This is a genomic window from Bombella pollinis, from assembly GCF_026385485.1.
GTDB lineage: Bacteria > Pseudomonadota > Alphaproteobacteria > Acetobacterales > Acetobacteraceae > Bombella > Bombella pollinis.
This window is the reverse complement of the sequence record NZ_JANIDX010000005.1, coordinates 39,049-63,847: the sequence shown is the minus strand read 5'-3', so window position 1 is coordinate 63,847 and position 24,799 is coordinate 39,049. Positions and strand designations below refer to the sequence as shown.

Annotated in this window: 25 protein-coding genes; 15 read left to right on the top strand and 10 right to left on the bottom strand. The window is 51.6% G+C overall.

Annotated elements, in window-relative coordinates; genetic code table 11:
- Positions 1-4: 4 nt before the first annotated feature.
- A complete protein-coding gene (flhA, locus tag NQF89_RS06000; protein ID WP_266137820.1) occupies positions 5-2,089 on the bottom strand; it encodes a flagellar biosynthesis protein FlhA in 2,085 nt (694 codons plus the stop codon).
- A gap of 340 nt (positions 2,090-2,429) precedes the next feature.
- On the opposite strand from flhA, the gene NQF89_RS05995 reads away from it, so the two are divergent.
- A complete protein-coding gene (locus tag NQF89_RS05995; RefSeq protein WP_196424779.1) occupies positions 2,430-4,064 on the top strand; it encodes a tetratricopeptide repeat-containing glycosyltransferase family protein in 1,635 nt (544 codons plus the stop codon).
- Between the two features lie 8 nt (positions 4,065-4,072).
- Here NQF89_RS05995 and NQF89_RS05990 read toward each other — a convergent pair whose 3' ends face one another.
- Positions 4,073-5,071, bottom strand: coding sequence for a lysozyme family protein (locus tag NQF89_RS05990; RefSeq protein WP_266137766.1), 999 nt, complete (start codon positions 5,069-5,071; stop codon positions 4,073-4,075).
- A 179-nt stretch (positions 5,072-5,250) separates the two neighbouring features.
- On the opposite strand from NQF89_RS05990, the gene NQF89_RS05985 reads away from it, so the two are divergent.
- From NQF89_RS05985 to NQF89_RS05975, 3 genes are read left to right on the top strand one after another with little or no spacing between them, the layout of a single operon-like run.
- The gene (locus NQF89_RS05985; protein ID WP_155573712.1) at positions 5,251-6,423 is read left to right on the top strand and encodes a flagellar basal body P-ring protein FlgI; all 1,173 of its coding nucleotides are present in this window, start codon (positions 5,251-5,253) and stop codon (positions 6,421-6,423) included.
- Positions 6,424-6,440: 17 nt separating this feature from the next.
- Positions 6,441-6,821, top strand: coding sequence for a rod-binding protein (locus NQF89_RS05980; protein ID WP_155573711.1), 381 nt, complete (start codon positions 6,441-6,443; stop codon positions 6,819-6,821).
- Entirely contained in the window at positions 6,818-7,297 is a 480-nt protein-coding gene (locus tag NQF89_RS05975; protein WP_155573710.1) for a hypothetical protein, read from the top strand. The genes NQF89_RS05980 and NQF89_RS05975 overlap by 4 nt, the downstream gene beginning before the upstream one ends.
- Positions 7,298-7,308: 11 nt before the next feature.
- Here the strand turns inward: NQF89_RS05975 and NQF89_RS05970 are convergent, their stop codons facing one another.
- Together NQF89_RS05970 and NQF89_RS05965 are read right to left on the bottom strand one after the other, a co-directional pair.
- Positions 7,309-7,803 (bottom strand): hypothetical protein, encoded by a 495-nt coding sequence (locus NQF89_RS05970; protein WP_155573709.1) that lies wholly within the window; start codon positions 7,801-7,803, stop codon positions 7,309-7,311.
- 13 nt (positions 7,804-7,816) lie between these two features.
- Positions 7,817-8,542 carry a glycosyltransferase family 25 protein gene (locus tag NQF89_RS05965; protein WP_155573708.1) on the bottom strand — a complete coding sequence of 242 codons (726 nt, stop codon included), beginning with the start codon at positions 8,540-8,542 and terminating at the stop codon, positions 7,817-7,819.
- Between the two features lie 204 nt (positions 8,543-8,746).
- On the opposite strand from NQF89_RS05965, the gene NQF89_RS05960 reads away from it, so the two are divergent.
- The 9 genes from NQF89_RS05960 to NQF89_RS05920 all read left to right on the top strand — a co-directional run bounded on the left by NQF89_RS05960 (position 8,747) and on the right by NQF89_RS05920 (position 17,919).
- The gene (locus NQF89_RS05960) at positions 8,747-9,580 is read left to right on the top strand and encodes a DUF1217 domain-containing protein (protein ID WP_155579585.1); all 834 of its coding nucleotides are present in this window, start codon (positions 8,747-8,749) and stop codon (positions 9,578-9,580) included.
- 104 nt (positions 9,581-9,684) lie between these two features.
- Entirely contained in the window at positions 9,685-11,076 is a 1,392-nt protein-coding gene (fliI, locus tag NQF89_RS05955; RefSeq protein ID WP_266137819.1) for a flagellar protein export ATPase FliI, read from the top strand.
- A 38-nt stretch (positions 11,077-11,114) separates the two neighbouring features.
- Positions 11,115-11,528, top strand: a complete 414-nt coding sequence (locus NQF89_RS05950) for a flagellar FliJ family protein (protein ID WP_155573706.1) — start codon at positions 11,115-11,117, stop codon at positions 11,526-11,528.
- A gap of 194 nt (positions 11,529-11,722) precedes the next feature.
- Positions 11,723-12,490, top strand: a complete 768-nt coding sequence (locus NQF89_RS05945) for a hypothetical protein (protein ID WP_155573705.1) — start codon at positions 11,723-11,725, stop codon at positions 12,488-12,490.
- Positions 12,491-12,559: 69 nt separating this feature from the next.
- Positions 12,560-13,768 carry a flagellar motor protein MotB gene (locus tag NQF89_RS05940; RefSeq protein ID WP_266137765.1) on the top strand — a complete coding sequence of 403 codons (1,209 nt, stop codon included), beginning with the start codon at positions 12,560-12,562 and terminating at the stop codon, positions 13,766-13,768.
- A gap of 69 nt (positions 13,769-13,837) precedes the next feature.
- Positions 13,838-14,698 (top strand): flagellar motor stator protein MotA, encoded by an 861-nt coding sequence (gene motA, locus NQF89_RS05935; RefSeq protein WP_155573703.1) that lies wholly within the window; start codon positions 13,838-13,840, stop codon positions 14,696-14,698.
- Positions 14,698-16,710 carry a hypothetical protein gene (locus NQF89_RS05930; protein ID WP_266137764.1) on the top strand — a complete coding sequence of 671 codons (2,013 nt, stop codon included), beginning with the start codon at positions 14,698-14,700 and terminating at the stop codon, positions 16,708-16,710. The genes motA and NQF89_RS05930 overlap by 1 nt, the downstream gene beginning before the upstream one ends.
- Before the next feature lie 27 nt (positions 16,711-16,737).
- Complete coding sequence (locus NQF89_RS05925) at positions 16,738-17,460, top strand: flagellar hook assembly protein FlgD (protein ID WP_266137763.1); 723 nt, start codon at positions 16,738-16,740, stop codon at positions 17,458-17,460.
- 84 nt (positions 17,461-17,544) lie between these two features.
- Positions 17,545-17,919, top strand: coding sequence for a flagellar biosynthesis regulator FlaF (locus NQF89_RS05920; RefSeq protein ID WP_155573700.1), 375 nt, complete (start codon positions 17,545-17,547; stop codon positions 17,917-17,919).
- A 40-nt stretch (positions 17,920-17,959) separates the two neighbouring features.
- Here NQF89_RS05920 and NQF89_RS05915 read toward each other — a convergent pair whose 3' ends face one another.
- Positions 17,960-18,370 (bottom strand): hypothetical protein, encoded by a 411-nt coding sequence (locus tag NQF89_RS05915; RefSeq protein WP_155573699.1) that lies wholly within the window; start codon positions 18,368-18,370, stop codon positions 17,960-17,962.
- 338 nt (positions 18,371-18,708) lie between these two features.
- Between NQF89_RS05915 and NQF89_RS05910 the strand changes: the two genes are divergently transcribed.
- A complete protein-coding gene (locus NQF89_RS05910) occupies positions 18,709-18,954 on the top strand; it encodes a hypothetical protein (RefSeq protein WP_155573698.1) in 246 nt (81 codons plus the stop codon).
- Between the two features lie 288 nt (positions 18,955-19,242).
- Positions 19,243-19,953 (top strand): MucR family transcriptional regulator, encoded by a 711-nt coding sequence (locus NQF89_RS05905; RefSeq protein WP_155573697.1) that lies wholly within the window; start codon positions 19,243-19,245, stop codon positions 19,951-19,953.
- Between the two features lie 100 nt (positions 19,954-20,053).
- Here NQF89_RS05905 and NQF89_RS05900 read toward each other — a convergent pair whose 3' ends face one another.
- From NQF89_RS05900 to NQF89_RS05880, 5 genes are all read right to left on the bottom strand, one after another.
- A complete protein-coding gene (locus NQF89_RS05900) occupies positions 20,054-21,844 on the bottom strand; it encodes a flagellar hook-basal body complex protein (protein WP_266137762.1) in 1,791 nt (596 codons plus the stop codon).
- 123 nt (positions 21,845-21,967) lie between these two features.
- Positions 21,968-23,077 carry an EscU/YscU/HrcU family type III secretion system export apparatus switch protein gene (locus NQF89_RS05895; protein ID WP_155573695.1) on the bottom strand — a complete coding sequence of 370 codons (1,110 nt, stop codon included), beginning with the start codon at positions 23,075-23,077 and terminating at the stop codon, positions 21,968-21,970.
- Positions 23,078-23,083: 6 nt separating this feature from the next.
- Entirely contained in the window at positions 23,084-23,920 is an 837-nt protein-coding gene (locus tag NQF89_RS05890) for a flagellar biosynthetic protein FliR (RefSeq protein ID WP_155573694.1), read from the bottom strand.
- Positions 23,921-24,196, bottom strand: a complete 276-nt coding sequence (locus NQF89_RS05885) for an EscS/YscS/HrcS family type III secretion system export apparatus protein (RefSeq protein ID WP_099026900.1) — start codon at positions 24,194-24,196, stop codon at positions 23,921-23,923.
- A gap of 42 nt (positions 24,197-24,238) precedes the next feature.
- Positions 24,239-24,595 carry a flagellar hook-basal body complex protein FliE gene (locus NQF89_RS05880; RefSeq protein ID WP_155573693.1) on the bottom strand — a complete coding sequence of 119 codons (357 nt, stop codon included), beginning with the start codon at positions 24,593-24,595 and terminating at the stop codon, positions 24,239-24,241.
- Positions 24,596-24,799 lie beyond the last annotated feature (204 nt).

Genomic DNA, 24,799 nt, shown 5'->3' with positions numbered 1-24,799 from the left:
AAGGTTAGCTCACTGTTGCAACAGTACGGATGCGGGTACGGGGGTAGATTTCTGCTTGCGCCATAACCGCAACAGAGGGGCGAATACGGTCCACAATCATTCGGACCGAATCCCGTGTTGCTGAGGTGGTTACGATGACGGGCATCTCTCCCAAAGTAGCCGTTTGGTCGAAGGTTTGGCGTAGAGCAGTGACAAAGCGGTCCAGCATGGCAGGTGGCATGGCTAAGGTGCGGTCATCGCCTTTGCCAACAGTGTTATTGAGGATGTTATTCTCCCAATCTGGGGAGAGTGTAATCATAGAGATGCAGCCTGAAGGCCCAACATAGCTATTGCAGATTTGTCGGGAGAGGCGAATACGGACATGGGCTGTGAGGGCTTTAATGCCCTTTGCAGCGAGAGCGTGGCCTTCTTGAATGCTTTCCAAAATTGTGGGCAAATCACGGATGGAGATGCGTTCTTGCAACAAGGATTGCAGGACACGTTGTACAGTGCTGAGTGAGACTTGCGAGGGGATGAGGTCATTGACCAGTTTTTGCTCCTCTGCGGGGAGGTCATCCAGCAAGGCTTGCGTAGCGGTATAGGTGAGCAAATCGCCTAGATTTTGGCTTATGGATTCGGTGAGATGGGTGATGATGACCGTCACCGGGTCCACAACTGTATAGCCTTGGTCTGTTGCTTGTTTTTTTAAATTTGGGTCAATCCATATCGCGGGGAGATGAAAAGATGGCTCGGTGGTTGTTTCACCGGGTAATGTTGGTTGGCCGTCTTTATGGGTAGGGCAGATCGCCAGTAGATGATTAGGCCGTACTTCCCCCGAGGCAATATCAATTTCTTTAAGTTTGATGACATAGCGATCTGTTGGCAGTTGGATATTATCTTGGATGCGGACTGAAGGGGTAATAAACCCCATATCCGTTGCCATTTTGCGCCGTAAGGCTTTGATTTGCCGCGTAATTTGGGCGTCATCCCCGCTGGCAAGGGGGAGCAAGCCAAAACCAATCTCCAACCGTAAAAGATCGATTTTGAGGAGTTCGGTAATGGGTTGTGTGGTGGGGGCTGCTGGTTGGGTCAGGTCAGGCTCGTCCTCATTACGTTTGGGCGTTTTATAGCGGACCCATGCCCCAACCCCTGCCGCGATAGAAATCATGAGGAAGGGAAAGGCAGGCAGGCCCGGCATGAGCGCAAAAACAGCGGAGAGTGTTGCTGCAATCGCCAGAGGTTTTGCATTGCCGCCTAATTGACGGAACAAGGTGACATCGGCAGAGCCATCCGTCCCGCCTTTGGTGACGACAATACCCGCAGCAAGGGAGACAAGCAAAGCTGGGATTTGAGAGACTAACCCATCACCAATCGTGAGGGTGGTGAAGGTCTGCGCTGCCTCGCTGATGGGCATATTATGGCGCAGCACACCAATGGTTAGCCCTCCTAGAATATTGATGGCGGTGATGAGAATCCCCGCAATCGCATCATTGCGGACGAATTTAGCCGCGCCATCCATAGCCCCGTAAAAGGAGCTTTCTTCTTCCAACTCTTTTCTTTTGCCACGCGCAACGCGCTCATTAATAGCTCCGGAGGCTAAGTCGGCATCAATGGCCATTTGTTTACCGGGCATAGCATCGAGGAAGAAGCGGGCAGAGACCTCCGCAATACGGCCCGACCCTTTGGTAATGACCATAAAATTGACAACAAGCAGGATGCAGAAAACAATCCCGCCAATCACTACATCATTACCCATGAGGAAGCCCCCAAAGGAGGCCACAACATGGCCTGCGGCATAGGCCCCCTCATTGCCATGGCTAAGGATAAGCCGTGTCGTTGCGACCTCTAAAGAGAGGCGGAACATGGTGGTGAGCAGCAAGAGGGTGGGGAAGGATGTAAAATCCAAAGGTCGCTCTAAAAACAACGCCACCATCAGGATGAGGACAGAAGACGTAATGGAGAGCGATAAGCCGAGGTCGAGAATCATCGTCGGTAAGGGGACGATGAGGATAGAGATGAGCAGAATCACCCCTAAAGCGAGCAGAATATCCGTCCCCGGTAGGCGGGTGGAGAGGGAGGAGGCAACCCCGCCTTTTTTAAAGAGGCTCATCGGGTTGCGTAATAGGGAGGTAACAGCCCCACTCATGTGATGTACCCCGCTCTCATTTTGGGGGACAGGTTTATGTGTTGCTCCATCAGCATGAGCAGAGGAGGATTGAGTGGTGGGAGAGGGAGTGGGCATTGTCATCCTGGCTGATTATAGGGCGATGAACGATCCTCCCTCAGAGGGGACGGAAACTCTTTTAAAGGCCTTTTTAAAGTTAAATCTTATTCTTGGTATAGAATAGCCATTAAGTCCTTACGCAGCAAGTTCAATTATGGCATAATTATGGTCTAATGAGTTCATGTATAAGGTTGGATGTGGTTTAGGCCATAGAGGGAGGAATGTTATGACAATGGTGGAGCAACATAATGGTGCAAAAGGGCCTCCCTCTCCGTCCCAAAGTGCGCTGCCTGAGGGGCTAACGCCAGAGGCTTTGACGCTTTGTTGCAAAGAGCTTTACGCTATGGGTCAAGGGGTACAAGCTACGAGTCTTGCGATACAGGCAGCACAGGCTAGTCAAGATATTCCGGTGCTTTTAGCAGCAGGGCTTTTTCTTACCCAACAGACAGCGCATCATGATGTTGCTGTAGCGATTTTTCGCAAAGCATTGCTGCTTTTGCCACAGGGTCATGCTGTTTTGGCCTCCTTGCAAGGGGAGTTGAAATTATGCCTTGCCGGGGCTTTGATGGCAGCAGGTAAGCGTGATGAATCCATCGGCCTCTTTATGGAGATTGCGCAGAATTACCCTGAACATCGTCTTTTTGCAGGGGAACATATCTCCATGGGCTTGTTAGAGGCAGGCTTAGCAGACCAAGCCGAGCGTGTTTTGGCGGTATGGTTACAAGAGGGGCCGCCTTCTGTTGCTCTCTATAATAATATGGGCTGCGCGTTAGAGCGGCTTAACCGCTCGCGCGAGGCGATGGTTTATTATCAAAAGGGGATAGAGCTTGCCTCGCGTGATGAGGATGTCTCTTTTGGGTATGCGATGGCCTTGCTTAAAGCTGGAGCATATGAGGAAGGGTTTGCGCGTTATGTGCGGCGCGTGCCGCGTATGCCTAATCTTTCATGGTGGTTTTATAAGGATTTGCCGCGTCTAACGCAGGGTGTGCCTTTAGCAGGGAAGCGTATTCTCTTTTATCAAGAGCAAGGTTTAGGGGATACGATACAGTTCATTCGCTTTTTGCCAGAGATTGCCCGTCAAGCAGGGCATATCACTATAGCGGCCCTTCCGCCTCTAGCTCGTTTGTTGGCCGAGACCTATCCCATGGTTGAGGTCTGTTTGGTAGCGGAGCTTTTAAAGACGCCAGAACGGGTTAAAGAATATGATACGTCTTGCCCTATTCCAGACTTACCTTATCTGTGTGACCTCAAATCTCCTGCGGCGTTGCCACCCTTTACCCCTTATCTTGCTGTGCCGTTAGAGCGGCGGGCACATTTTGCACAAATTGTAGAGCGCGTGATTGCCCAGCAAAGGGGTGTTCAGGCTCAAGAGCTAGAGACGCGGCGTCTGCGTGTAGGCCTAGTTTGGGCAGGTGATGCACGGACAAGCGCGCAAGACGTGGCCTCTGATAAGCGGCGGTCGAGCAGCTTTGCGGAGATGATGGCCGCTTTTGGCACGGTTGAGGCGGATTTCTTTAATCTACAATATGGCCCACGGCGTGGTGAGCTTGTGGGGGTAGAGACGCCGCAGCCCGTCTATGACGTGATGGATGAAGTACAGGATATGGCCGATACGGCAGCGTTGATGGAAGCTCTGGACCTTATAATTTCTGTCGATACAGCACCGTTGCATCTGGCAGGGGCGTTAGGACGAGAGGTGTGGCTTGTGAGCCGTTGGGATGCGTGTTGGCGTTGGGGTGATGAAGGGGAACGGACCCCATGGTACCCGACAATGCGTATTTTCCGTGCCCAAGAATTATCCTTTGTTCCTGTCTTGCAGGAGGTTGGTGCAGATTTGCGCCAGCGTGCCATGGCTATTTAAATGGCTGTTTAATAGGCAGGAATATAAGGCATAGCCGCCGTGCTATGGACAGCCATCGCCCGATAAGCGGCTAGATTGCGCCCATTTTGGGAGGTTTTAAGCCGTTGATGAGGCGGTGGCGGCATTGTCGGGCGGAAAAGCCCTCGGAAAGGCCGGAAGGGGCGATGTGTGTTTAGGTTATTAGCAGGTGGCGGGTTTGTCGCCTCGGTTGTCTGAGGTGCCATCGCTTGGGGTGGATGGGCGTGGCGTTGGGCGAGGAAGGCATTTGCCCCGGTCCCTGCATGGTTAATGCCACTTCCTACAGGCATATCCCCTGCTTGACGAATGATGAAAGGGCGATACGGGGCGGTAGCGGGCCTAGGAGCTATGGGCGGTTTTGGTCCCGTGTGTGGCATACTATGTGGTGCGGGGTTGATATTGGGGGCGGGGTCGCCTTGGGGGATGGCCCATTGCTGGAGGACATGCTCAAGATAAGGTGTGCCATTGCTGGCAATCTGGGAGTGATATGCCGCTACAGCCCGTGGCCAACTGCCTGTTTGATCGCGCATTCTTTGGAGGAACATCCCCGCATAACGGGCATTATTATAGGGGTCGAAGGCAATCTCTAAGGAAGGGAAAGCCGTAGGGTGATGGAGGAGATTAACCTGCATGCACCCGACATCAATAGAGGTTATCCCTTGTTGTTGAAAGGCTTTCACCGCGGCGATGGCTTCCTCCCGGCTGGCGTAAAAATGTCCGCTCCCTGCTGCGTTAATGCTCCATGGCCAGGGGAGGAGTGCCCCCTTATTATCGGGGCGGCCTGTTTCAACACGGCTGATGGCCGAGAGGAACCCATCCGGTAAGCGTAAGGCACGCTCAACTTGCGCTGTAGCATCGCTGCATAAACGGGATTGGCTACGCTCTAAAGGAGGGGAGGCTGTTTCTGCCCGAAGGGGTATTAGTGGGGAAAGGAGACTCCCCCCTAACAATAACATGCTGCAATAACGTAAAGAGAGAGAAACAGACATGAGGCTAGCCATGGTAAGACAGGCAGGGAGAAAAGCCCTTGCCCTGCTTGTTGGAGGAATGGTCTTTCTTTATGTCTTTATATAAAGAAAATGATGCGCTATTTTAAGGCTTATAATTGAATATTTTCCTTGTATATTCTTCTCTCAAGGTTAGATTGGGCGGCAGGAGGCTATGCCTGATGTTTTTGAAAAGCTGTTGTGGGGGATTATCCCAGCGGATAAGAGGGGGATGGTCCGTCCGCCGCTATGCTCTTTTAGTGGCTTGTGCGTATGCGTTTTTGGGTGCGTGGTGGGGTGGCCCCGCCTATGGCTCGGTTGTACGCATTAAGGATATTGTGGATTATGAAGGCGTACGCGACAACCAACTTGTCGGGTATGGTCTTGTTGCCGGTCTTAATGGCACAGGCGACCGCCTGACCAATACGCTGTTTACGCGTGAGACGTTGATTGGCATGCTCAACCGCCTTGGTGTGAATATCCGCGACAAAGCCATTCAGTTACAGACACATAACACGGCTGCGGTGATGGTCACAGCGACATTGCCCCCCTTTGCTCATGGTGGTAGCCGGATTGACGTAACAGTCTCCGCCGTGGGGGATGCCCAAAGCCTGACAGGCGGGACGTTGATTGTAACGCCTCTACAAGCGGCTGATGGTGAGGTTTATGCTGTTGCACAAGGCTCTTTGGTGACAAATGCCTTTACCGCACAAGGCCCCGGTGCAACGGCAACGCGTAACGTCCCAACAAGTGGTCATATTGCTAATGGTGCGGTTGTGGAGCGTGAAGTACCTGTTCTTTTAGGGGCGGGTGGTATTATCCATTTAGCGTTGAAGAACTCTAACTACACGACTGCGGTGCGAATTGCGGATGTCATTAACCGCCATATGGGGCGCGGAACGGCCAGAGTGGATGACCCACGGACCGTTGCAGTGAATCTCGCAGGGCGGAATGTGTCAGAAGCGTTGTATGAGATTGGGGATTTAACCGTCACACCTGACACAATGGCGAAAGTGATTGTTGATGAGGCTGCCGGTACGATTGTGATTGGTGAGAATGTCCGCATCACGACTGTTGCTATCGCACAAGGTAACCTCACCGTGCAGGTGACGAACACGCCAGAGGTTGTTCAACCCAATGCCTTTGGTGGGGGGCAGACAGCTGTTGTGCCACGAACACAGATCAATGCGACAACAGACCGTGAGCATAAGATGGGGATTCTCTCTGATGGGCCGTCTTTATCCAATTTGGTGACGGGGCTTAATGCCCTTGGTGTTGGCCCGCGCGATATGATTAGCATCCTACAGGCAATTAAGGCTGATGGAGCTTTGCAGGCTGAGCTTGAGGTCCGCTAAGGGGAAGGGCGCATTATATGGATGTTTCATCAACAATGGCGGCGCGTTTTGCTGTTACAGCTCATGCGGCTCATACAGCTAAAGCGCAGCCCTCTCCGGCTGGTTCATCCGCTATGGAGGATAAGACGCGTAAAACCGCCCAGGATTTCGAGGCGATGGCTCTTGGTGAGATGTTACAGCCGATGTTCGATACGGTGGATAATTCTGCCGCACCTTTTGGTGGTGGTAATGCAGAGAAGCAATTTCGCTCCATGCAAGTGTTGGAGCTCGGTAAGGAAGTTGCCCGAAGTGGTGGGGTTGGGATTGCTCATCAAGTTTATGGTCGGATGAAAGAGATGCAGGAAAAAGCGGCTCATTCTCCCCAGGTAGGGCATAGTATGAAGGGGCGTAAAGGATGAAGAGGCTAAGGCTTGGTCAAGCCCTTCGTAAAGTTGCAGGGCATTTCTCAGGGCGCGACCTTACGGCAAAAGAGACATTTTCTTTCACGGCTCTCATTCGTGCTTTTACCGAGGCAACGGAAATTATGGTGAAGGAAAATCGCCTGCTGGAAGCGGAGAATGTGACAGAAGCAACGGCTTTACTGCCAGAGAAAACCGCACGGATCGAAAAATTGTCCACTCTGGTAGAGCAAGCGCGGCGAGCGGGGGTAGGGGCTGAGAATTTGCCCGCAAGTTTCCGACAAGTGCAGAGCCGTTTTGCAGATATTGCCGCGCAAAATCGTGTTCTTCTCCAACGGGCTGTAGTGACGCAAGAGGCGGTAATGCAGTTTTTGGTAGAGAGCGCAATGGAAGAAAGCCGCCATGGTTATGGGCGGACAGGAGAGGCCGGGGCGGATACATCCCGCGCCAACATCTCCCTTAATAACCGCGTTTAATAGATGACGCCTTACCAGTAATCACCAATCATATGGCGGGGTTGGTTGCTGTCAGGGTCCGCAGCGGGGCTCCAGATGGTCCAATCCCATGGTGTTGTATCGCGGTGATTTTCTGCCGTCATGGCAGCGATAAGCTCTTGTGAGGGGGTGAGATGAGCGTGCTTTTTGTGGCTCATTGTTTGTTTGATATGGGCCTGAAGAGCCCCATAAGCTTGTTCATCCCCCATATAGACACATCCACAGGCTAGAGGGTCTGCATACAGGTAGATTCGTTGGCCATCAGGGGCCATGCGGTAGGTGATGCTGCCATCGGGGAGGCTATTCATCAGCCCATAGCGGGCTGTTGTATTAGCGGGGTGTGCGACAAAGCCTGCCTGACTGAGGAGCTGCCCTTGGGCAAGATAGGGTGCGGCAGGCCGCACACAGCCCCCTAAAGAGGCAAGGCCGAACAAGGCAGCACTGCCAAGCATTGAGGTAAGGAGAGAGCGGAACGCGCGGTGTGTCATTATATTCACTTTCTTAAGCGCGGTTGAGGCTTTGGGCGGTTAGGTTATCGGTCAGAACAAGGGGGGGCACACAGCAATAAGCCTTCATCTCCGCGTAATGGCGGTTCATAAGATGGTCGATGCTGCTGCTAATGAGTGTCCTATTGCCTAAGGAGGGGTAGTTGATGGGGAGGGATGCCATAGGGAGGCAGCGTTTCATGAGCGATACAGCCCCAAGAGGGGAGAGGGCATAACCGCAAATGCCGAAGGTTTGTTTGAGCCGGAAGGGAAGTGTTTCTACCTGCTGGAAGCGGAAGCCTTCAATCCCACGGCGTACATCATCTTGATTAAACTGGGCAAAGCAATCCGTTTGGCCGGGGAGAACCTCATAATGTAGTGGGGCATCGGAGTTCTGCCCCCAGAGGATAATCTCCCAATCTTCAGGGAGGTTTTGGATGATCTCTTGGCTTTTGGAGGCAAAGTTTTGGCAGAGAAAGGCATCATCCTCAAAGATATGGGCAGGCTCTTGGCTTTGGGCGATGGCCCCCCATAGGGCAATATGCGTCAGGCCAGAACCTACAGCTCCAGCGGTAAATTGGCAGTCTGCGGTTAGCATTCCGGCTTTAATGATGTTCTGCCTGTCCACTTGTTGGCCATCAATGCCCGGTGCATGGGTAATGTCGGGGAGATGGCTATTAACGCGCCGGAAGCGTTCTAGTCGTTCTGGCGTGCGGGCAAGACTAATGACATAGTGTTTCATGAAGGCCCTTTGGAAGACTATAAGGTTATTTTATGGATTATATAAAAGAGATACAGGGATTATAGGGGAAATTAGCCTTATTGTGCTGAAAATTGGCCAGAAGAAGCCTTTTGTTAAATATCTCTGGTTTATGATGGGCTCTCTTGCGAGGGTATGGCCTTTTTCGTGCCCGCTACTGATATGTTTGATGGAGGAAGGTGGCATATGGGACTTAGCGGTATTTCCCCTGTGGCTCAGTTTCTAACAGCCCGTAAGGATGAAGTTCAGGCAGCAGCCAATAACATTAAGGGCGATAACGAAGCCAAACGCATGGTGGCGGACTTCCAACAAAAGGCGTCCTCCATCACCACGACTGATGCGCTGATGAAGAATTACTCCGTTAATCAAGTGGTATTAGGGGCGTATAACCTAAGCTCTTTAAGCGGGCAGCAAGCGGTAGAACGAAAATTATTAACACAAGACCCTACATCGTCTTCGTCTCTCGCACGTACTTCGCAGAATGCGAGCTGGTTGGCCTTTGCTGATGCGTTCGCTAGCTTAGGCGCGGGGAAAGGGACAGCAGAAGCAACGCCGTTTACCTCGGATTTGATTGCCTCGACCGTAAGCTCATATGAGCAACGTCGTTATGAGACGAGTGATGCGCTTAAGCAAAATGGCGTGGGGGATGCACTGTATTTCACCCGGCGGATGCAATCCGGGCAGGTGAAAACGCTTAATGATGTGATGTCCGATGCCACATTATTGCGGGTGGTTGAGGTTGTAAGCGGGTATGACCCTGACCAGTTCGGTGTGTTGGATTTTGATCAGCAACAACGTATTTTGAGCAAGAAGGTTGATATGAGTACCTTCTCTAAGCCTGATAGTGTGCAGCGTTACGCGGAGCAATATTTGGCGCAAATTCAGATGCACCCCGATTATAATAGCGATGATAAGCCTGCCAGCATGATTGACCTTTTTGGTGGTGATGATGGTGGTGATGGGATTTTAGCCCTTTTTGGCGGGAGTGACAGCGGATCATCTAGCTCTGGGCTGTTGTAATGGCTGTGATCCTGACGAATAAGCCCGATAGTGCCGCACAATGTCAGGCTGTGCGGGCGAAAAATGCGGCTTTAACAGCGCAATTAGCGAGTCAGGAAGGGATTATGCAGGCTCTGCCCGACTTGCTTCGCCCTGCAGCGGCTGGGGTGCCTTTAGGGGAGCTTGCTGGGCGGGTTGTGGATGTGTCTGGCCTATGTGTGACCGTAGCAGGGCTGGCGGCCTTTACCGCTGTGGGGGATCATATACGGATTCGTACTCTTGATGGGCGCGATATTCTTGCCGAGATTATTGCCTTTCGTCAGAAGCAAGCCTTAGCGATGAGCTATGAAGCGATTGAGGGGATTGGTGCTGGCTGTCCTGTCTTTTTTGCTTTGTACGGCAAGGGGCAACGCCAGCAGGCCCCTTCGGCGGGGTTGGCGGTTAATGAGTCTTGGATTGGGCGGGTGGTGGACCCAATGGGTACGCCGCTTGATGGTAAGGGTGTGCTTTTACCGTCCAGCCATCGGCAAAAGCGGCGTGCCATTCCCCCTAACGCAACAGAGCGTGCCCGCCTAGGGCCACGGATTGACCTTGGCATTAAGGCGATGAATCTGTTCACCACTTGTCGGGAGGGGCAGCGTCTGGGGTTGTTTGCAGGCTCTGGCGTAGGGAAATCCACCCTTATGGGGATGTTAGCGCGGGAGACTGCGTGTGATGTCGCGGTGATTTCCCTCGTAGGGGAGCGTGGGCGTGAGGTACGCGAGTTTTTAGAGGATGACCTTGGGCCGGAAGGTTTAGCAAAGTCTGTTTTGGTCATTGCAACCTCAGATAGCTCGGCCTTAATGCGGCGTGAGGCGGCGTATAGCGCGATGGCTGTGGCAGAGTATTTTCGCGACCAAGGCAAGTCCGTTTTATTTTTGATGGATAGCGTGACGCGTTTTTGCCAAGCCTTGCGAGAGATTGGCCTTTCTGCCGGGGAAGTCCCTGCCACGCGGGGTTATCCGCCGAGTGTGTTTGCGACCCTCCCACGGCTGTTAGAGCGCGCTGGGCCGGGGACGCCACAGGGGGCGCAAAAAGCAGGCCAGATGACGGCGTTATTCTCTGTTCTGGTGGAAGGTGATGACCAAAACGAACCTGTGGCTGATACAGTACGCGGGATTTTGGATGGTCATATTGTGCTAGAACGCGCAATTGCGGAATCGGGGCGTTATCCCGCGATGAACATATTGCGCTCTCTCTCTCGTGCAGTGCCGGGCTGTAATAGTGAGCAAGAAAACGCGTTAACAACTCACGCGCGCCGTCTTTTGGCGCAATGGGAGGATGTGCGCGACCTTGTTCGTTTAGGGGCATATAAGCCGGGTAATGATATGGAGACCGACCAAGCCGTACAGCTCGGCCCGCAATTAGAGCGGTTTTTAACGCAGAAGAAGATGGAACGTGTCTCGTTAGAAGAATCCTTTGCTGGGCTTGAGGCGATTTTAGCACCTGCTGAGTATGGCGAGGAGCAGGCATTATAAAGCCAGCACGTCTAAAGGCCCTTACCGCTCTGGCCAAAATGCAAAAACGCGATACTGATGCAGCACGCACGCGGCTTGCGGCCTGCCTTGCTGAGGAGCGGCGCATTGAAGTGCAAAAAGATACGCTTATAGCCCAGATGGAGGAGAATCGTACTTTATTAGGGACGATGCGCGAAGATGTCGCTCAAGACCCAGCATTATGGAATGGCTATCGCCATTGGTTACCCCTCGCCCAAGCGGAGCTAGAGCGGTTGGATGAGGCCTTAGCGCAAGCTGAGGCGGAAAGTGCCCGTGCAAGAGCGGTGCTTATGGGGCGAGTCCGAGAGGAGGAGGGGACAAAAACGATATTAACGCATCATCAGCAGAAGCAAGCGCAGCACGCACAACGTCAAGAACAAGCGATGTTAGATGAGCGCGCACAGTATCATGCGTTAGCGTATGAGGAATTGTGACCTAAGTCTTAATAAACCACAACAAACCTTCTACAAGTTCAGCAACAAGACCTTAAAAAAACCCTATTTTTAGGCATACGCAAGGATTATGTCTTGCGAAATATCTTGAGGATTCACATTTAGCCTTGTAAAAAACAAAGTTATATAAGGCAAAATCATGGCTTAATCGTGCCGCACTTTAGAAGGAGCACAATATGCAAACAGGGACTTCACCCTCAGGGAAGATTATGCTCGCAACGCCCTGTTTTGGTGGCATGGTGACAACGGGCTATATGCTGTCGGTCATTGGTTATGCCTCTAGCGGGCAGAGCATCCCTATGACGGTTATGCATGTTGGTGATGATGCCATGATTACGCGGGCACGCAACACGCTGTTATCGAACTTCTATTTCCGCTCCGATTGTACGCATCTTTTGTTTGTGGATGCGGATATCAGTTTTCCCGCTAATGCGCCAACGCGTCTTTTTGAGGCGGGTAAGGATGTTATTGCGGGGTTGTATCCGCTGCGGGATCGTTTTTGGGATGATCAAACAAAGCATAACATTCTTGCTGGGGAGAGGCAGCAGACAGCCTCATTGCGTTATGTCGGTGAGACTGCAGCAATGCGTGAAACCTACGAGCATGGTCCGCTCTTAAAAACCGCTTATGCGGGTACGGGTTTTATGATGATTAGTCGTCATGCGGTAAGTCGTATGCTCAAAGCTTATCCAGAGTTGGAATATAAACGCATTGACGCCCCCGCAGGTGAGGATGGCCGCCGTTTTGCCCTTTTTGAGGGAAGTATTGATGCTGAAAGCGGCACATATCTGAGTGAGGATTACACATTTTGCAAACGCTGGCGGGAGATTGGCGGTGAAGTGTGGGTCGATACGGCGATTGAGCTGACCCATACGGGGACATCCTCTTTCTCCGGTGTGCCGTCTGTTCGGGTGGGTATTGCTCATAATAGGAGGTCTGCGTGATGCAAGGCGTGGCCCAGCTTGTCTCATTAGGGCGGGCGTCTTTTTGCTTGTTAAAATGGTGGGCGCGTCATGGCTGAGGGGAAGAACACGCCAACAATCATTATTAAAAGAGAAGAGATTGTCAGTGGCAGGCACCATGGTGGGGCATGGAAGGTTGCTTATGCAGACTTTATGACCGCGATGATGGCTTTCTTCTTGCTGATGTGGTTGTTGAATATCACAACAGATGAGCAGAAGCGCGGGATTGCTCTATTCTTTAACCCTATGGCGGACCGCACAGGCTCTGCAACATCGAATCAAGCTTTGTTAGAGACATCCCCGCTTTCTGCTCCGTCATCTTTGCGGATGGTGCAGAACTCTGACCAAGAGCCAGCTCCAAAGCCAGATGCGTTAGAGAGTGATCCTGAGGAGCATGCTCATGATGGCCAAGGGGATGGTAGAGGCCGTGATGGTAAGGGGCAAGAAGGCATCCTAACCAATAATGGCGTGAGTATTCTGTCATCCGGTGAAGATACACATCCTGATGAAGATGATAGTAATGCAGGTCGGCCAGAGATTATTCCCTTAGGGGGGCCGAAAACAGGTGCGGCGGAAAATGTGGGTCAAGTTGGCCAAGGTAATGCAGCAGATACCGGGCGTGCGGGTGATGGTGCTCCCGCTGGTGCTGGGGCAGAGCGAAGCCCTGCTGCAAATCCAGTGGAGCAAGCGGCTCAGGAAGATACGTATCTTCATCATGTCGTGGAGGGGTTAAAAACCACTTTCACGCATGAGGCGGGGTTGAATGATTTAAAGGACAATCTTGGTTTTAAGATGGGGACGAATGAAATTCGCATCGAGGTGCAAGATACAGCTCATAAAGCGATGTTTGATAATGGTGAGGTTGTCCCTAATAAGGATGGCCAAGCCTTATTAGAGCGGGTTGCTGCATGGTTAGGCACGTTGCCAGAGGATATCTCCATCATTGGGGAGACCGATGGTGTGCCTTACCATATGAAGGAGGTAAATCCGCACGGCTTATCAAACTGGACCTTATCGGAGATGAGAGCAGACCGTGTGCGCGAGCTGTTTGTACGCTCTGGTTATCCCGATAGACGGATTAGGAGTGTGGAAGGGCGTGCTGACCGTAGCCTAGCAGACCCCGCACACCCAGAAGCCCCTGAGAATAGGCGGATTGTTCTGCTCATTCATCGCTTCCATCCCTTGCCAGATAGTTTTGCACAAGCGGGTGATAAGCCTGCCACGCCTCAAAATGGTGCTGAGCAGGGGAAAGCGCGATGAGCAGAGGGGCGCGTAAAATAGCCCATAGAGGGGCGGTATTAGGACGAGTTTTGAGAGAGGAAGGCTAAGATGCTGTATATTGGTGGGCTGATTTTTGCACTCTTATGCGTGTTTGGCTCGTTTGCCGCCTCCGGGGGGGCTTTGGCCCCTTTGCTGGCCTCTATGCCTTTTGAGCTTTTGACAATCCTCGGTGCGGCCATTGGTGTGTTCATCATGAGCAACAGTATGGAGGCGGTGAAGTCCGTTTTTGGCTATCTGATGCTGGTCATTAAAGGGCCACGATATGGGCGGCAGAATTATTTAGATCTGCTGGCTCTGCTGTATCGGTTATTGAAGCAAGCGAATATGAAAGGCATTGCCTCTCTGGAAAATGACTTTGAAAGCCCAGAGGAAAGCAGCATCTTTGCTACAGCTCCGATGATTAAAGCTGATGAAAAGGCATGCGATTTAATCTGCGATTATTTGCGGTTAATTAGTATGAATCTTGATGAGAGCCATCAGCTTGATGAAATTATGGGGCGGGAATTAAAGAAAAATCTGCATGAGGACCTCCATATTGCTGAGTCCTTTACCTCCATTTCTGATGCGTTGCCCGCTTTGGGGATTGTGGCTGCGGTGCTAGGGGTGGTGAAAACAATGGCGGCGATTAGTAAGCCTCCCGCTGTGTTGGGGGAGATGATTGCTGGGGCCTTGGTTGGGACCTTCCTTGGTGTGTTGTTGGCTTATGGTGTGGTCAGTCCTTTAGCGTCGCGTATGCAATCAGTCGTGAAAATGGATAACCATTATTACGACATTATCCGCACGGTGTTAGTGGCCTTTGTACAAGGCCAGCCGCCACAAGTCTGCATTGAGATTGGCCGTAAGGCTATCCCAGAAGAACTCATGCCCGGCTTTGCAGAAGTCGATACTATGCTGACAGAGTTAGTCTAATGTCTTTGCCGTCTCTCACGACTATGGATTTAGCGGATATTAACCCCAGCCTTGCCTCACAGGGAGGGAGCAAGGCCACACAAGGGGGGGGGAAGCCCAATATCTCTATTCCCTCTAAAGCGGGGCGTAAACAATTTGCCGCTATATTGGCAGCGCAGGATCATGCCGCGCAAGATCCTTCTTCGCAAGAAGGGAATAAGACGAATATAGGGCAGCAGGACACTGGGGCACAAACAGAGGCGCAGGGCCAGACAGAGCAGCAAACAGCTTCAGAGCAGGGAGATACTCCCTCAGAAGGAGCACAACAGGCAGCTCAAAGGCAGGATGGGCCGGAGCAGACAGTTTATTCAGAGGATAAGCTGGTTGATAAGGGGCGGACGCACCCTTCACAAGGGGCTGTAGCGGCTAAGGATGAGACGCTCACACCGCAGGAAGCAGCGGAGGCGCGGCAGAAGGCAGAGCAAGATGATGACCCCTCCAAAGCGCATCAATCTTCATCAGCGCAGACTGCCGTAGATCTTCAAGCAGCGTTATCCATAGCGGGACTTTTTACAACGCATCATTCTACCGCAATAGAGGGGCCCTCTTCAGCGAGTGCTTCACTGGCAGGGCAGGCTTCTATAGGCGTTGCGGGGCGTGATGCGGCGTCATCCTTAGCGCGGTTTGCAGTTTTAGAGGGGCAAACGCAAAAGGAGGCCTCTGTTAAGGCCGTGGATGCGTCTATGGCCTCTGTGGGTGAGGCATCGTCCCAGCACGGTATGGCCGAGCAAGCCCCAGCCTCATTTATGACGCAGCCGATGAAGCAGACAACGCCCGTAGAGGCGGCGTTCGCCCAAGGCTTTAACATGCAGAGAGGGCTTTCTCATGCTCTTTCCGAAGGGGAGCAGGGTGCGGCCTCCGTGCGTTTATCATCTCAAGCAGTTACTGCATCACAAGGGGCGGTATCCTCGGTAGCGCAGAATGGTGCCCAAGATGGGAAACAAGCCGTTACTGCTTTGAGTTTCCAACCTGCCACTATGGCGGCGATGTCTTCCACAGTGAAGGGGCCATCCTCACCATCTTCGGTTATCCCACATGGGGCAACGCACGATGATCAGACGCATGCGGGGAGCAATACATTGTTCGACCTGCTTGTAAAATCATCGGCCCAGACGGGAGGGCAGTCTTTATCCTCAGGTGGGGAGCAAGGTGGAGCGGGACATGATGGTGCATCAGAGCATAATTTTGCAGAGCGAGCCGCGCGGACGGATATAGCCGCCGCGACACATGGGGATGATGCTGGCAAGAGCGGTTTGAATGTGGGGGAAGGCTCCTTTTTAGGGCTTGTCTCATCACATATGGAGGGCAGCAACGACGCTGCCCAGAATATGGGGGTGGAGGTGGCTTCCTCCCATAGTTTGCCGCAACATCAGGCGCAGCAGGCGGGAGGCGAGGTTAAAGCCTCTCTTATGCAGCATAATCTTGCCACGCCAAGCGTGCTTTCTGCTCGCACCTCTAACGGGCAGGCGGGGACATTAAATATAACGGTCACGACCTCTGATGATACGTCCGTGCGTGTCCAGTTGAATCGTTCGCCAGAAGGGCTTTCCTCCCTTGCATTGCAAGGTCAGGATGATGGCACAACGGATGCGTTGCAAAAAACGCACCATATCCTTGCTCGTCAGCTTGATGAGGTTGGGCTTCATGCAGGGGTGATGAAGATTGATGTTCTCCCCACTGAAGCAGGCCAAGGCGCGCACGGGGGGGAGCAGAACATGCCCCAACAGCAAAGCCCTAACCAAGGCCAACATCAGGGGCAAAACCAGCAGGGGCAAGCGACCTTTCAACAGGCAGGTGGCTTTTTGGCAGGTGGTGATGGTGGTGCGGGCCAGCAGCACACAGCGCGGCAGCCTAGGGCTATTTTGCGCGCTGCACAGAGCGAGGCATCGCCGCAAGATGACACATCATACACCCCTACCGGGACGGCAGGGGGCGCATCTGGTGGGATGGGCCGGCTGAATATTTCAGTCTAATCAGTTTTAGAGTGGAGGGAAAACGTCATGGTTAGCGCAACGTCTAATAATCTTTTAGCCTTGCAACAAGCAGCGGATAGTGCTGCGCGTAGTGGAGCATCCTCTTTGTCTGGAGCGGGGCAGAGTGGGAGCTCTAGCACCAATACGGCCGGGGCTTTTGCCTCTATGGCCAAGAATGAGAATAACTTTCTCACATTGCTGACAACACAGCTCAAACATCAGGACCCTAGCAGCCCGATGAATACCGAGAATATGGCCTCTCAGTTGGCTCAATTCTCCGCTGTGGAGCAGCAGGTCCAGACGAATAACAACCTTAACACGCTTATCTCCCTTAATGAGACAGGGCAGCTTACGCAGGATAAAGGCCTTGTGGGTCGTCAGGTGAGTGTATCTGGTTCCACCTTGCCGTTGCAATCTGGCTCGGCAGGCTTGTCCTTTAAAGCGGGTGCTGGCCAAGTGGTTGGGATTTCCATCGCGAATGCTGCGGGGCAGGTGGTACGTCATGCTGTTATGCAAGCAAATAGTGGCCAGACGTCTTGGAGCTGGGATGGTAAGGATGATAACGGCAGCAGCCTAAGCGATGGGGCTTATAGCGTTGCCGTTAAGACAGTTGATAGCCGCGGTAATACGGCTGACGTTCCCTTCACAGTAAAAGGCACGGTCACAGCAGTGAAGAAAGGTAGCTCTGGGATGAATGTCATGATGGGGGATGCAGAGGTCCCGATGACTGATATTCAAGCCGCGAGCTAAATTGTCTGATTGATGGGATTATGGGGGCTTTGCCTGCGTGGAAAAGCCCAGCCATAACTATAGAGGGGAGGCGGTTGCTCGTTTATGTATCAACATAACGCCATGAATGCTTATCGCAGTGCTGTTAGTCAGTCTCTCTCTGATAGGGAAGCTGATGCAGAATGTTTCCGCCGTTTGATAGCCGCGTTAGAGAGTGTCGCTTATGAGGGCGATGTGATTAAGCGTAATCAGGCTATTGCGAAGAATCAACGGCTTTGGTCACTGATCCAACGGGCGAATGCTGTGGAAGCAGGCATGGTGGAAACAGAAGATAGATTGCTGTTTGCCCGGATGGCTGACCAAGCACAGAAATATGGTATTCGCGCGATGTTAGACCCAACATTAAGCCTAACACCTCTTATTGAGGCGGCTTCTAATGTGTTGGAAGGTTTAAGCTCTCTTGCGGAAGATGAGGGCTAATAAGAACGGGTTCCCTCTGGAAGGAACCCGTTTTTTATGGCTAAGGGCTTGTACAATTTTGGTCCACACAGCTCCGGCTAGGAGGAGAGGGTAGGTAAGGGGCTTGGGATGTAATGTAATTGCCCCAAGGGGTGAAGGCAGGGGCATTCCAGCCATATTGAACAGAGAGTTGTGGGTCGCGGTAAGACCCCCAAAGCGGTCCTGCCCATGGGGCTGGCTGCTCGTGGGGGCGGTAGTCGTCCCGTTGCCATGTGCTGCCGAAGGAGGGCGGCGGTGGCGGTGGCGGTGGTAGATGGGTAAACTCCCTCATAGCTGGTGGCGGTGCTGGGGGTGGGCGTAGAAGATAAGCATTGCCGCCATAAAAATGCTGCGCCATGGCTGGGGTTGATGCGGTACTGGTAAGGGCTGGGAGCAGTAAAACCGCAGGGAGAATGAGCTTATATATGGACATCGCGCCTCCTTTTTACATCCCGTTAAGGGTAATAGGCCTTCCAATGGTATAGGATGAGATATAATAAGGCATATAAGATTAACTGTTAGGAAATAGGGTTCCAAATTAAGAAGAAAATGGAGATATATAAGGAATATCTTATAGAGAGATAGGTTTTTATTATCTTAAAAATTAACCGTGAGCTATATTTTTAATCATTTTTTAATGTGCCTTCTCTATATAGGCTTTGCTGGCCTTATGATGAATGGGTCAATTATTATTTTTAGGTCTTTATACCGTATAAAAGGCAATAGAGGCCAAAAGCTCGCTAGAGAGACTGTTTTGAGAAGGATTACCTGATGCAGCGTAGCGTTGTTTCGTCTTGCTCTGGAGCGGTAGGGGACCGGTTGCAGGATTTCATGACAGATATGCGCGCGCTTGCCGCAGGGGCGGCGGCTTTGTCATCGCAAGTGCAGCATGATGAGCGCGGTGAGGCACTTCGTACAGCCTCTTATAAGCGGGATAAGCTTATCTATCAGCAATCGCGAGAAATAGGGATGGGGATTGCTGCTATGGTGGCGTGCAGCATTGATAGTATGACGTGAGAGCCATGCGTTACGCTCTGGGTTATCGTGTGAGGCTTGTTGGCATCTGTCAGCAAGCCTTCTTTTTTAAAGGCTATTTCCATGAAAAAGACAAAAATAGCCATTTTTTCGTCTTTTTCGATTTGTATAGTCCTCCTCATAAAATCTTATAACGGTTCTTTTAAAAAGAGAGTTATTGACCAAATGTGAGAGCTGGTTATTAAAAGCACTTGCCGTGTGGTTTGTAACAATCTTTTAATAAGACGGGTAAGATAGGCTAAGCTAGAGTCGGACATAGGAGGGGGACAAATGACAGTGCAGACAACAAGTAATTTTATTGAGAAGGGGATTGGGCGACTTCTTGCACGCTTCCAGCAGGAGTTTTCATCATCTCAAACATTAAGTGATATTGTCGGTCAGGCAGAGCATTTGCGCGGCATGACGGAGACGCTACTAAGCCTTGCTCAACATTACCCAGAGCGGGCAAGCATCGTGCTGAATGTCCTCTCAGAGCTTGTGGATCTTGGGGTTATCCACGATATGACGAGCGCATCAGATGAGATTGTGCGTCTCGCACAGAAGATGACGGCCGTTCTGCCTACGGGGAAAAATGAAGGTAGGGACGCTTTTGCAGGTTTGGCGGCATTGGCAAGCCAGCAAGGCCGTGGGTTTACGGGCTCTCTGGGGAGCCATTTTGTACAAGGTATGTCCCCTGAGGTAAAAGAAAAGCCGGGCCAGTGGATTGCAAACCGCGATGAGCCTTATTGCGCGCCTGAAGAATCTATCTTCCGTGATGAAATTATTTGTCTGCATTGTGGTGGGGCGTTTAGCATGCTCAAACGTCATATTGAGCGGCAACATCGCCAAAGCCCCGAGGGGTATCGCCTTTATTGGGGTTTAGCAGCAGATTATCCCATGGCGTGTGAGAGTTATTCCACAATGAAGAAGCTAGAGGCTTCTCGTACCGGGCTTGGTCATTATGACCGCAAGAAGAAGAATCACCCTCACATCAAGGCCTAAAGGGTCCCTCCTCTTGAGAGTAAGATGTGCTGGCTAGCCAAGAAAAAGGGCGCGAGGTGGTAAAACACCCGCGCCCTTTTTATGGCCTATATGAGACGGTTTATTGCTTCATAGCGATTGTTTGCTGGAGCAATGTATCGGCTGTTGTGACGATTTTCGTGTTCGCACTGTAAGCTTCTTGCGCCACAATGAGGGCGGAGAGATCGCCTGTTAGGTTGGTTGTGGAGGCTTCCACAAAGCCTACAGCGAGGGAGCCTGTGCCATTCTCACCGACAAGGCCCGTTTGAGGGGTGCCAGAGCGTGATGTGGCAAGGTAAGCTTGGCCATCTACGGCTTGAAGGCCATTGACGTTGTTAAAGTTTGTCAAAGCGACTTTGCCGATAAGCTGCGTATAGCCGTTGTCAAATTGCGCCATGACAGAGCCATCGCTTTCAATCTCGGCACCGGTATAGGTGCCAGAGGTAATGCTATCATTTGTAAGAGTAGTAGCATCGCCGCCAAGGGATGTCCCAGTTGTGAGGGAGGCATTGCTGAGGTCAAGTGTGTAATTTGTACCATTGATGCTTAGAGACGTGGTAACGGGGCTGCCTTTGCTGACAGCTTGACCATCAAAGCTTTGGATGCTGCCATCTTTATTGAAGATGACAGAATGAGCCTGATCCATTTTTACAGGAGAGGTGGTGGTGGCATCATAAGGGTCCACCGCTTGGACAGACCATGTTTGTGGAGACGCTGAGGTTTGCGTCCATTTTACAGCCACAGGGACCTGCGTGGTAGTACTAGCATTAGTTTGCCCGTTTGTGCCGCCTGTGGTGGAGGCAGCTGTGCTGGCAACCATGAGGGGGGAGCTCATATAGCTTTGCATACTATCGGTTGTCGTCCCGATTGTTGTTGGGCTCATAGATAGTGTCGTGCCAGAGAGGCTAAGCGGGTTTGCTTGGTTGGTAGAGGCGGAGTTATTGGTTGTTACCATAGTGGTTCCGCTCGTTCCACCAATGGTGCCGAGGGCGAGATTGATGGTTTGTTCCACATTATTGCCGTAATGGGCCGTAATGGGGATTTCCGCCTTTGAGCCTACTGTTGATGAGCCAACCTCTTTACCTGTTTGCATATCGGTAATTGAGGCAAGAGAGCCGGAATGGTCGAATGTGACTTGATAATTATTGGGCGCGATGGTGCCTGTCCCATCTGCATCATAAGCAGAGACATTCCAAACAAGTGGGTTAGTGTCGCTTTGCTGCCATTGGATGGCTATTTTATGGGGGTTAGAGCTTGCATCATAGGTTGTGGTGGCAGCAGTTGTATAGCTTTGCGGTGTGTAGTTGGCGGGGTCCGCAGGGAGCTTACCTACCGCAGCGTTAAGGGTCATGGTTGTTGTCGCGGTTGGCTTAAAGCCAACATTGCTGACATTAAGTGGGCTGATAACATTGGTGAGCGAGCCAGTGGAATCAGTCATATAACCGTCTAAATAATAGCCGGCAGGGTTAACAAGATACCCTTTTTTATCCTGCTGGAAGTCACCATTGCGCGTATAGAACTTTTGCTCGGAGAAATTGGTAACTCCGGCATTTGCTGCGCCTGCCCCGGTGGGTTTGGAAGTTACAAACATCCCCTTACCAGAAATATCTAAAGCCATGCCATTGGTGCTGTTGGTTGCCGTTCCGGCATTATCAACATGCTGCACTGTGATGGCCTGCACTGTGTTGGATTGCGCTTGGGAAGCGGAGTTCCCTGTGATGCTCCCTGCTACGAAATCCGCAAAGGAGGTTGTGTCCGCCTTATAGCCAACGGTCTGGCTGTTGGCGATGTTGTTACTAAGGTTGGTAAAGGCATCTGACTGGGCATTGATGCCGCTGACAGCCGTTGTGAGTGCATTAAACACACCAGACATGATTCTATCCTTGGTTCTGACACATGAATTAAGGTTATTCTATGGCATAAATTAGACATGTCTTTCTATTCAAATCAAATATAACATGCTTATTTCATGAATAAGGAGTTACATAAAGGTTTTTTAAAGAGATGATGATGTCTCTGTAGGAAGCTGCGCGCGTGCGCCGGGGGTTTTAAGGCGCATCACATAGGCAATAATTGTAGCAACGGGCTTCCAAAACTCCTCGGGGATTTCACTATCAAGAGGGAGGCTGTGCAAAGAGCGTGCTAAAGGCGGGTTGGAGATAACGGGGATTCGCGCTTTGCGGGCAATATCGCGGATGCGAAAAGCCAGATCATCCATACCTTTAGCAACAATATGCGGGGCTGTGTTGCTGTTTTGGTCGTAAAGAATCGCTACGGCATAATGGGTAGGGTTGACGACAATAACGGTGGCCTCTTTCACAGCCTTCATCATCTGTCGGCGGGAGCGGCTTTGGCGTAGCTGCCTAAGGCGGGCCTTAATTTGCGGGTCCCCCTCCGTTTGTTTCATTTCATCTTTAATATCTTGCAAGCTCATCCGTAATTTGGCGAAGCGATGATAGCGCGTCCAGACCTCATCGAGCCCTGTGATGACGCATTGTATGGCCAGCACCATAAAACCCGCATAGACGAACCAAGATTTCATGGCATCAATAAGTTGATACGGCGTCCAGCGTTCTGTTTGTGGGGCTAAATCAACCGTTTGTAAGGCAACCTTGTAAAGGATAACGCCAAAGACGGCGAATTTAGCGATGGTTTTTAGCAACTCGATCAGATTATTCACACTGACGATTCGCTTGAGGCCCTTGAGCGGGGAGAGGCGGCTTATATCAGGCTGCAAACTTTGGGGGCGAAAGAGGAAACCCGTTTGTAACAACCCGCCGATTAAAATAGCACAGGCCCCTGTGCCCATAAGAGGGCCAATGAGGTGGAGGCCTGCTGTAAGAGCATGGAGGGTAAAGCCATAGAGGGCCGCGGGGTCCTGACCTACAAAGTCAAAATGAAGGAAGATGCCATTCATCTCCCGGATAAATTGCCGTGCTGCGTTAGGAATGGTCAGCGCAAAAACGAGCAAAAACGTGCCTAAGGCAACGAGGATGAGCAGCTCTTTCGATTGAGCAATATTGCCATCTTCGCGTGCTTTTTGGAGGCGTTTTTCTGTTGGGTCTTGGGTCTTTTCACCCCCGCCGCTGCCATTTTCTTCTGCCATATGATGTTAGGGGGTGGTTAGCCCAAGGCCGGGCAGGGTGGAGAGATAGAGCTGCATTTTCTCTGCCCATGTGCTGGTAAGGATTTGTATGAGTAAGGCTAGGAGCAAAATCCCCCCTAGAATCTGTGCGGGGATGGCAAGGGAATAGACTTGTATGGAGGGCATTAGCCGGTTAAGCACCCCCAGCATGGCAGGCCATAATGTCCCTATTAGAATATAAGGGGCGGCAAGTTGCATCCCGATGAGGAAGCTAACACTGACAATATGGGTTATATCTTTTGTCATATCCCCCACAAGGAGGGCGGTAAGATGCCCTGCTGGAAAGAGTGTATAAGAGCCAGAAATCGCAAAAAGAGGGAGGGCGTAGAGCCCTGTTGCAAAAAGGATGATGGGGGCCAAAGCATTGGTCATATGGCTGACGGCTGTGCTGGAAGCTCCTAATTGGCTATCAGTTTGGATGACGCTTGCCATCCCGGTAAAGACGGCGATAATTTGCCCCGCAATAGCGAGGGAAAGGCTCAGAAGCCGCGCCATCATGCCGAGGAAAAACCCACAAAGAAGTTCCCCTGCAATGAGCTTGAGCAACATAGAGGGCATACGCAACGCCTCGCCAGAGACGGCGATGAGTCGTTGCTGAATGACGGGTAAAAGGGCGATGGTTATCCCTAAGCATAGCCCTGCTCGGATACGGGCGGGGGCTCCCATTTCTCCAAGGCCAGGGGCGAGCATAACTACGGCACTAACACGGCAGAGGATGATGACAAATATGCCTGTTAGGATGGCGATAGAGCCATGAGGTGCGGCAAGGTCAGGCGAGCCAAAGAAATCGGCTAGGCTGTTCATTTAGATGCCCCCAGCCTTGATGAGTTGATCAAAAATCAGCTCTGCATAGGCATGGATGGTGGCGTGCATGAAGGAGGCTGTGAGTATCAGCGTTGCTGTTGCCGCAATGAATTTTGGTACAAAGGAGAGTGTAGCTTCGCTAATTTGTGTCATCGCTTGAAAGAGTGAGACACATAGCCCCGCTAATAGGGATGCCAATAGGGAGGGGGCCCCAAGTTTGACGGCAACAAGAAGTGTTTGACGCAGTATTTCCTGCACATCAACCGCGTGCCCCATTGGGTGCTCCCCTCGTAATTGGCTGTTATTGCCTAATAAGGCTTAAATGGACATCCGCATAACGTCTTGATAGGCGCTCACAAAGCGATCCCGTAATGTTGTGACGGTTTGCAAGGTGAGTTTTGCTTCTTCAACAGAGGCCACAACATCGGACATATTGCCTTTGCCAGAGAGGGCAAGGGCCGTTTGGCTCTCCGCTACTTTGCCTGTGTTAATGGCCCCTTTAATGGCAGTGCTTAAAACAGAGCTGAAGCTAGAGACAGCATCGCTTGTGTCGGCATCTGTCATGGGGGCAGCATTTTCTAAGCGGGTTGCTTGAGTAAGCTGTTGGGCACGACCATAGGCCTGCCCGGCATCAAAGCTTTGTGCTGTGGTGCTGGCAATGCTGGAAAGGGACATGGCCTTGGGAACACTCCTATAAATGAGAGAGGCTGCACCGTGAGGTACAAGGACTTCATGGGCTTTTGTAATGCTTGCATAAAAATAATTCCATAATTTTCTCAAAAAATAAGGCAATTTTATGGCTTGTTAAAAGTTATATGCTTAATTGGCTTTGTTTTTGGGTTTTGATTCGCTATCAAAAGCCAATAGATGTGGTTCTAA

Excerpts from the sequence above, each read along its gene's own strand:
- flhA (WP_266137820.1), bottom strand. The coding sequence starts at position 2,089 with ATGAGCCTCTTTAAAAAAGGCGGGGTTGCCTCCTCCCTCTCCACCCGC.
- NQF89_RS05995 (WP_196424779.1), top strand. The coding sequence starts at position 2,430 with ATGACAATGGTGGAGCAACATAATGGTGCAAAAGGGCCTCCCTCTCCG.
- NQF89_RS05990 (WP_266137766.1), bottom strand. The coding sequence starts at position 5,071 with ATGTCTGTTTCTCTCTCTTTACGTTATTGCAGCATGTTATTGTTAGGG.
- NQF89_RS05985 (WP_155573712.1), top strand. The coding sequence starts at position 5,251 with ATGTTTTTGAAAAGCTGTTGTGGGGGATTATCCCAGCGGATAAGAGGG.
- NQF89_RS05980 (WP_155573711.1), top strand. The coding sequence starts at position 6,441 with ATGGATGTTTCATCAACAATGGCGGCGCGTTTTGCTGTTACAGCTCAT.
- NQF89_RS05975 (WP_155573710.1), top strand. The coding sequence starts at position 6,818 with ATGAAGAGGCTAAGGCTTGGTCAAGCCCTTCGTAAAGTTGCAGGGCAT.
- NQF89_RS05970 (WP_155573709.1), bottom strand. The coding sequence starts at position 7,803 with ATGACACACCGCGCGTTCCGCTCTCTCCTTACCTCAATGCTTGGCAGT.
- NQF89_RS05965 (WP_155573708.1), bottom strand. The coding sequence starts at position 8,542 with ATGAAACACTATGTCATTAGTCTTGCCCGCACGCCAGAACGACTAGAA.
- NQF89_RS05960 (WP_155579585.1), top strand. The coding sequence starts at position 8,747 with ATGGGACTTAGCGGTATTTCCCCTGTGGCTCAGTTTCTAACAGCCCGT.
- fliI (WP_266137819.1), top strand. The coding sequence starts at position 9,685 with ATGCAGGCTCTGCCCGACTTGCTTCGCCCTGCAGCGGCTGGGGTGCCT.
- NQF89_RS05950 (WP_155573706.1), top strand. The coding sequence starts at position 11,115 with ATGCAAAAACGCGATACTGATGCAGCACGCACGCGGCTTGCGGCCTGC.
- NQF89_RS05945 (WP_155573705.1), top strand. The coding sequence starts at position 11,723 with ATGCAAACAGGGACTTCACCCTCAGGGAAGATTATGCTCGCAACGCCC.
- NQF89_RS05940 (WP_266137765.1), top strand. The coding sequence starts at position 12,560 with ATGGCTGAGGGGAAGAACACGCCAACAATCATTATTAAAAGAGAAGAG.
- motA (WP_155573703.1), top strand. The coding sequence starts at position 13,838 with ATGCTGTATATTGGTGGGCTGATTTTTGCACTCTTATGCGTGTTTGGC.
- NQF89_RS05930 (WP_266137764.1), top strand. The coding sequence starts at position 14,698 with ATGTCTTTGCCGTCTCTCACGACTATGGATTTAGCGGATATTAACCCC.
- NQF89_RS05925 (WP_266137763.1), top strand. The coding sequence starts at position 16,738 with ATGGTTAGCGCAACGTCTAATAATCTTTTAGCCTTGCAACAAGCAGCG.
- NQF89_RS05920 (WP_155573700.1), top strand. The coding sequence starts at position 17,545 with ATGTATCAACATAACGCCATGAATGCTTATCGCAGTGCTGTTAGTCAG.
- NQF89_RS05915 (WP_155573699.1), bottom strand. The coding sequence starts at position 18,370 with ATGTCCATATATAAGCTCATTCTCCCTGCGGTTTTACTGCTCCCAGCC.
- NQF89_RS05910 (WP_155573698.1), top strand. The coding sequence starts at position 18,709 with ATGCAGCGTAGCGTTGTTTCGTCTTGCTCTGGAGCGGTAGGGGACCGG.
- NQF89_RS05905 (WP_155573697.1), top strand. The coding sequence starts at position 19,243 with ATGACAGTGCAGACAACAAGTAATTTTATTGAGAAGGGGATTGGGCGA.
- NQF89_RS05900 (WP_266137762.1), bottom strand. The coding sequence starts at position 21,844 with ATGTCTGGTGTGTTTAATGCACTCACAACGGCTGTCAGCGGCATCAAT.
- NQF89_RS05895 (WP_155573695.1), bottom strand. The coding sequence starts at position 23,077 with ATGGCAGAAGAAAATGGCAGCGGCGGGGGTGAAAAGACCCAAGACCCA.
- NQF89_RS05890 (WP_155573694.1), bottom strand. The coding sequence starts at position 23,920 with ATGAACAGCCTAGCCGATTTCTTTGGCTCGCCTGACCTTGCCGCACCT.
- NQF89_RS05885 (WP_099026900.1), bottom strand. The coding sequence starts at position 24,196 with ATGGGGCACGCGGTTGATGTGCAGGAAATACTGCGTCAAACACTTCTT.
- NQF89_RS05880 (WP_155573693.1), bottom strand. The coding sequence starts at position 24,595 with ATGTCCCTTTCCAGCATTGCCAGCACCACAGCACAAAGCTTTGATGCC.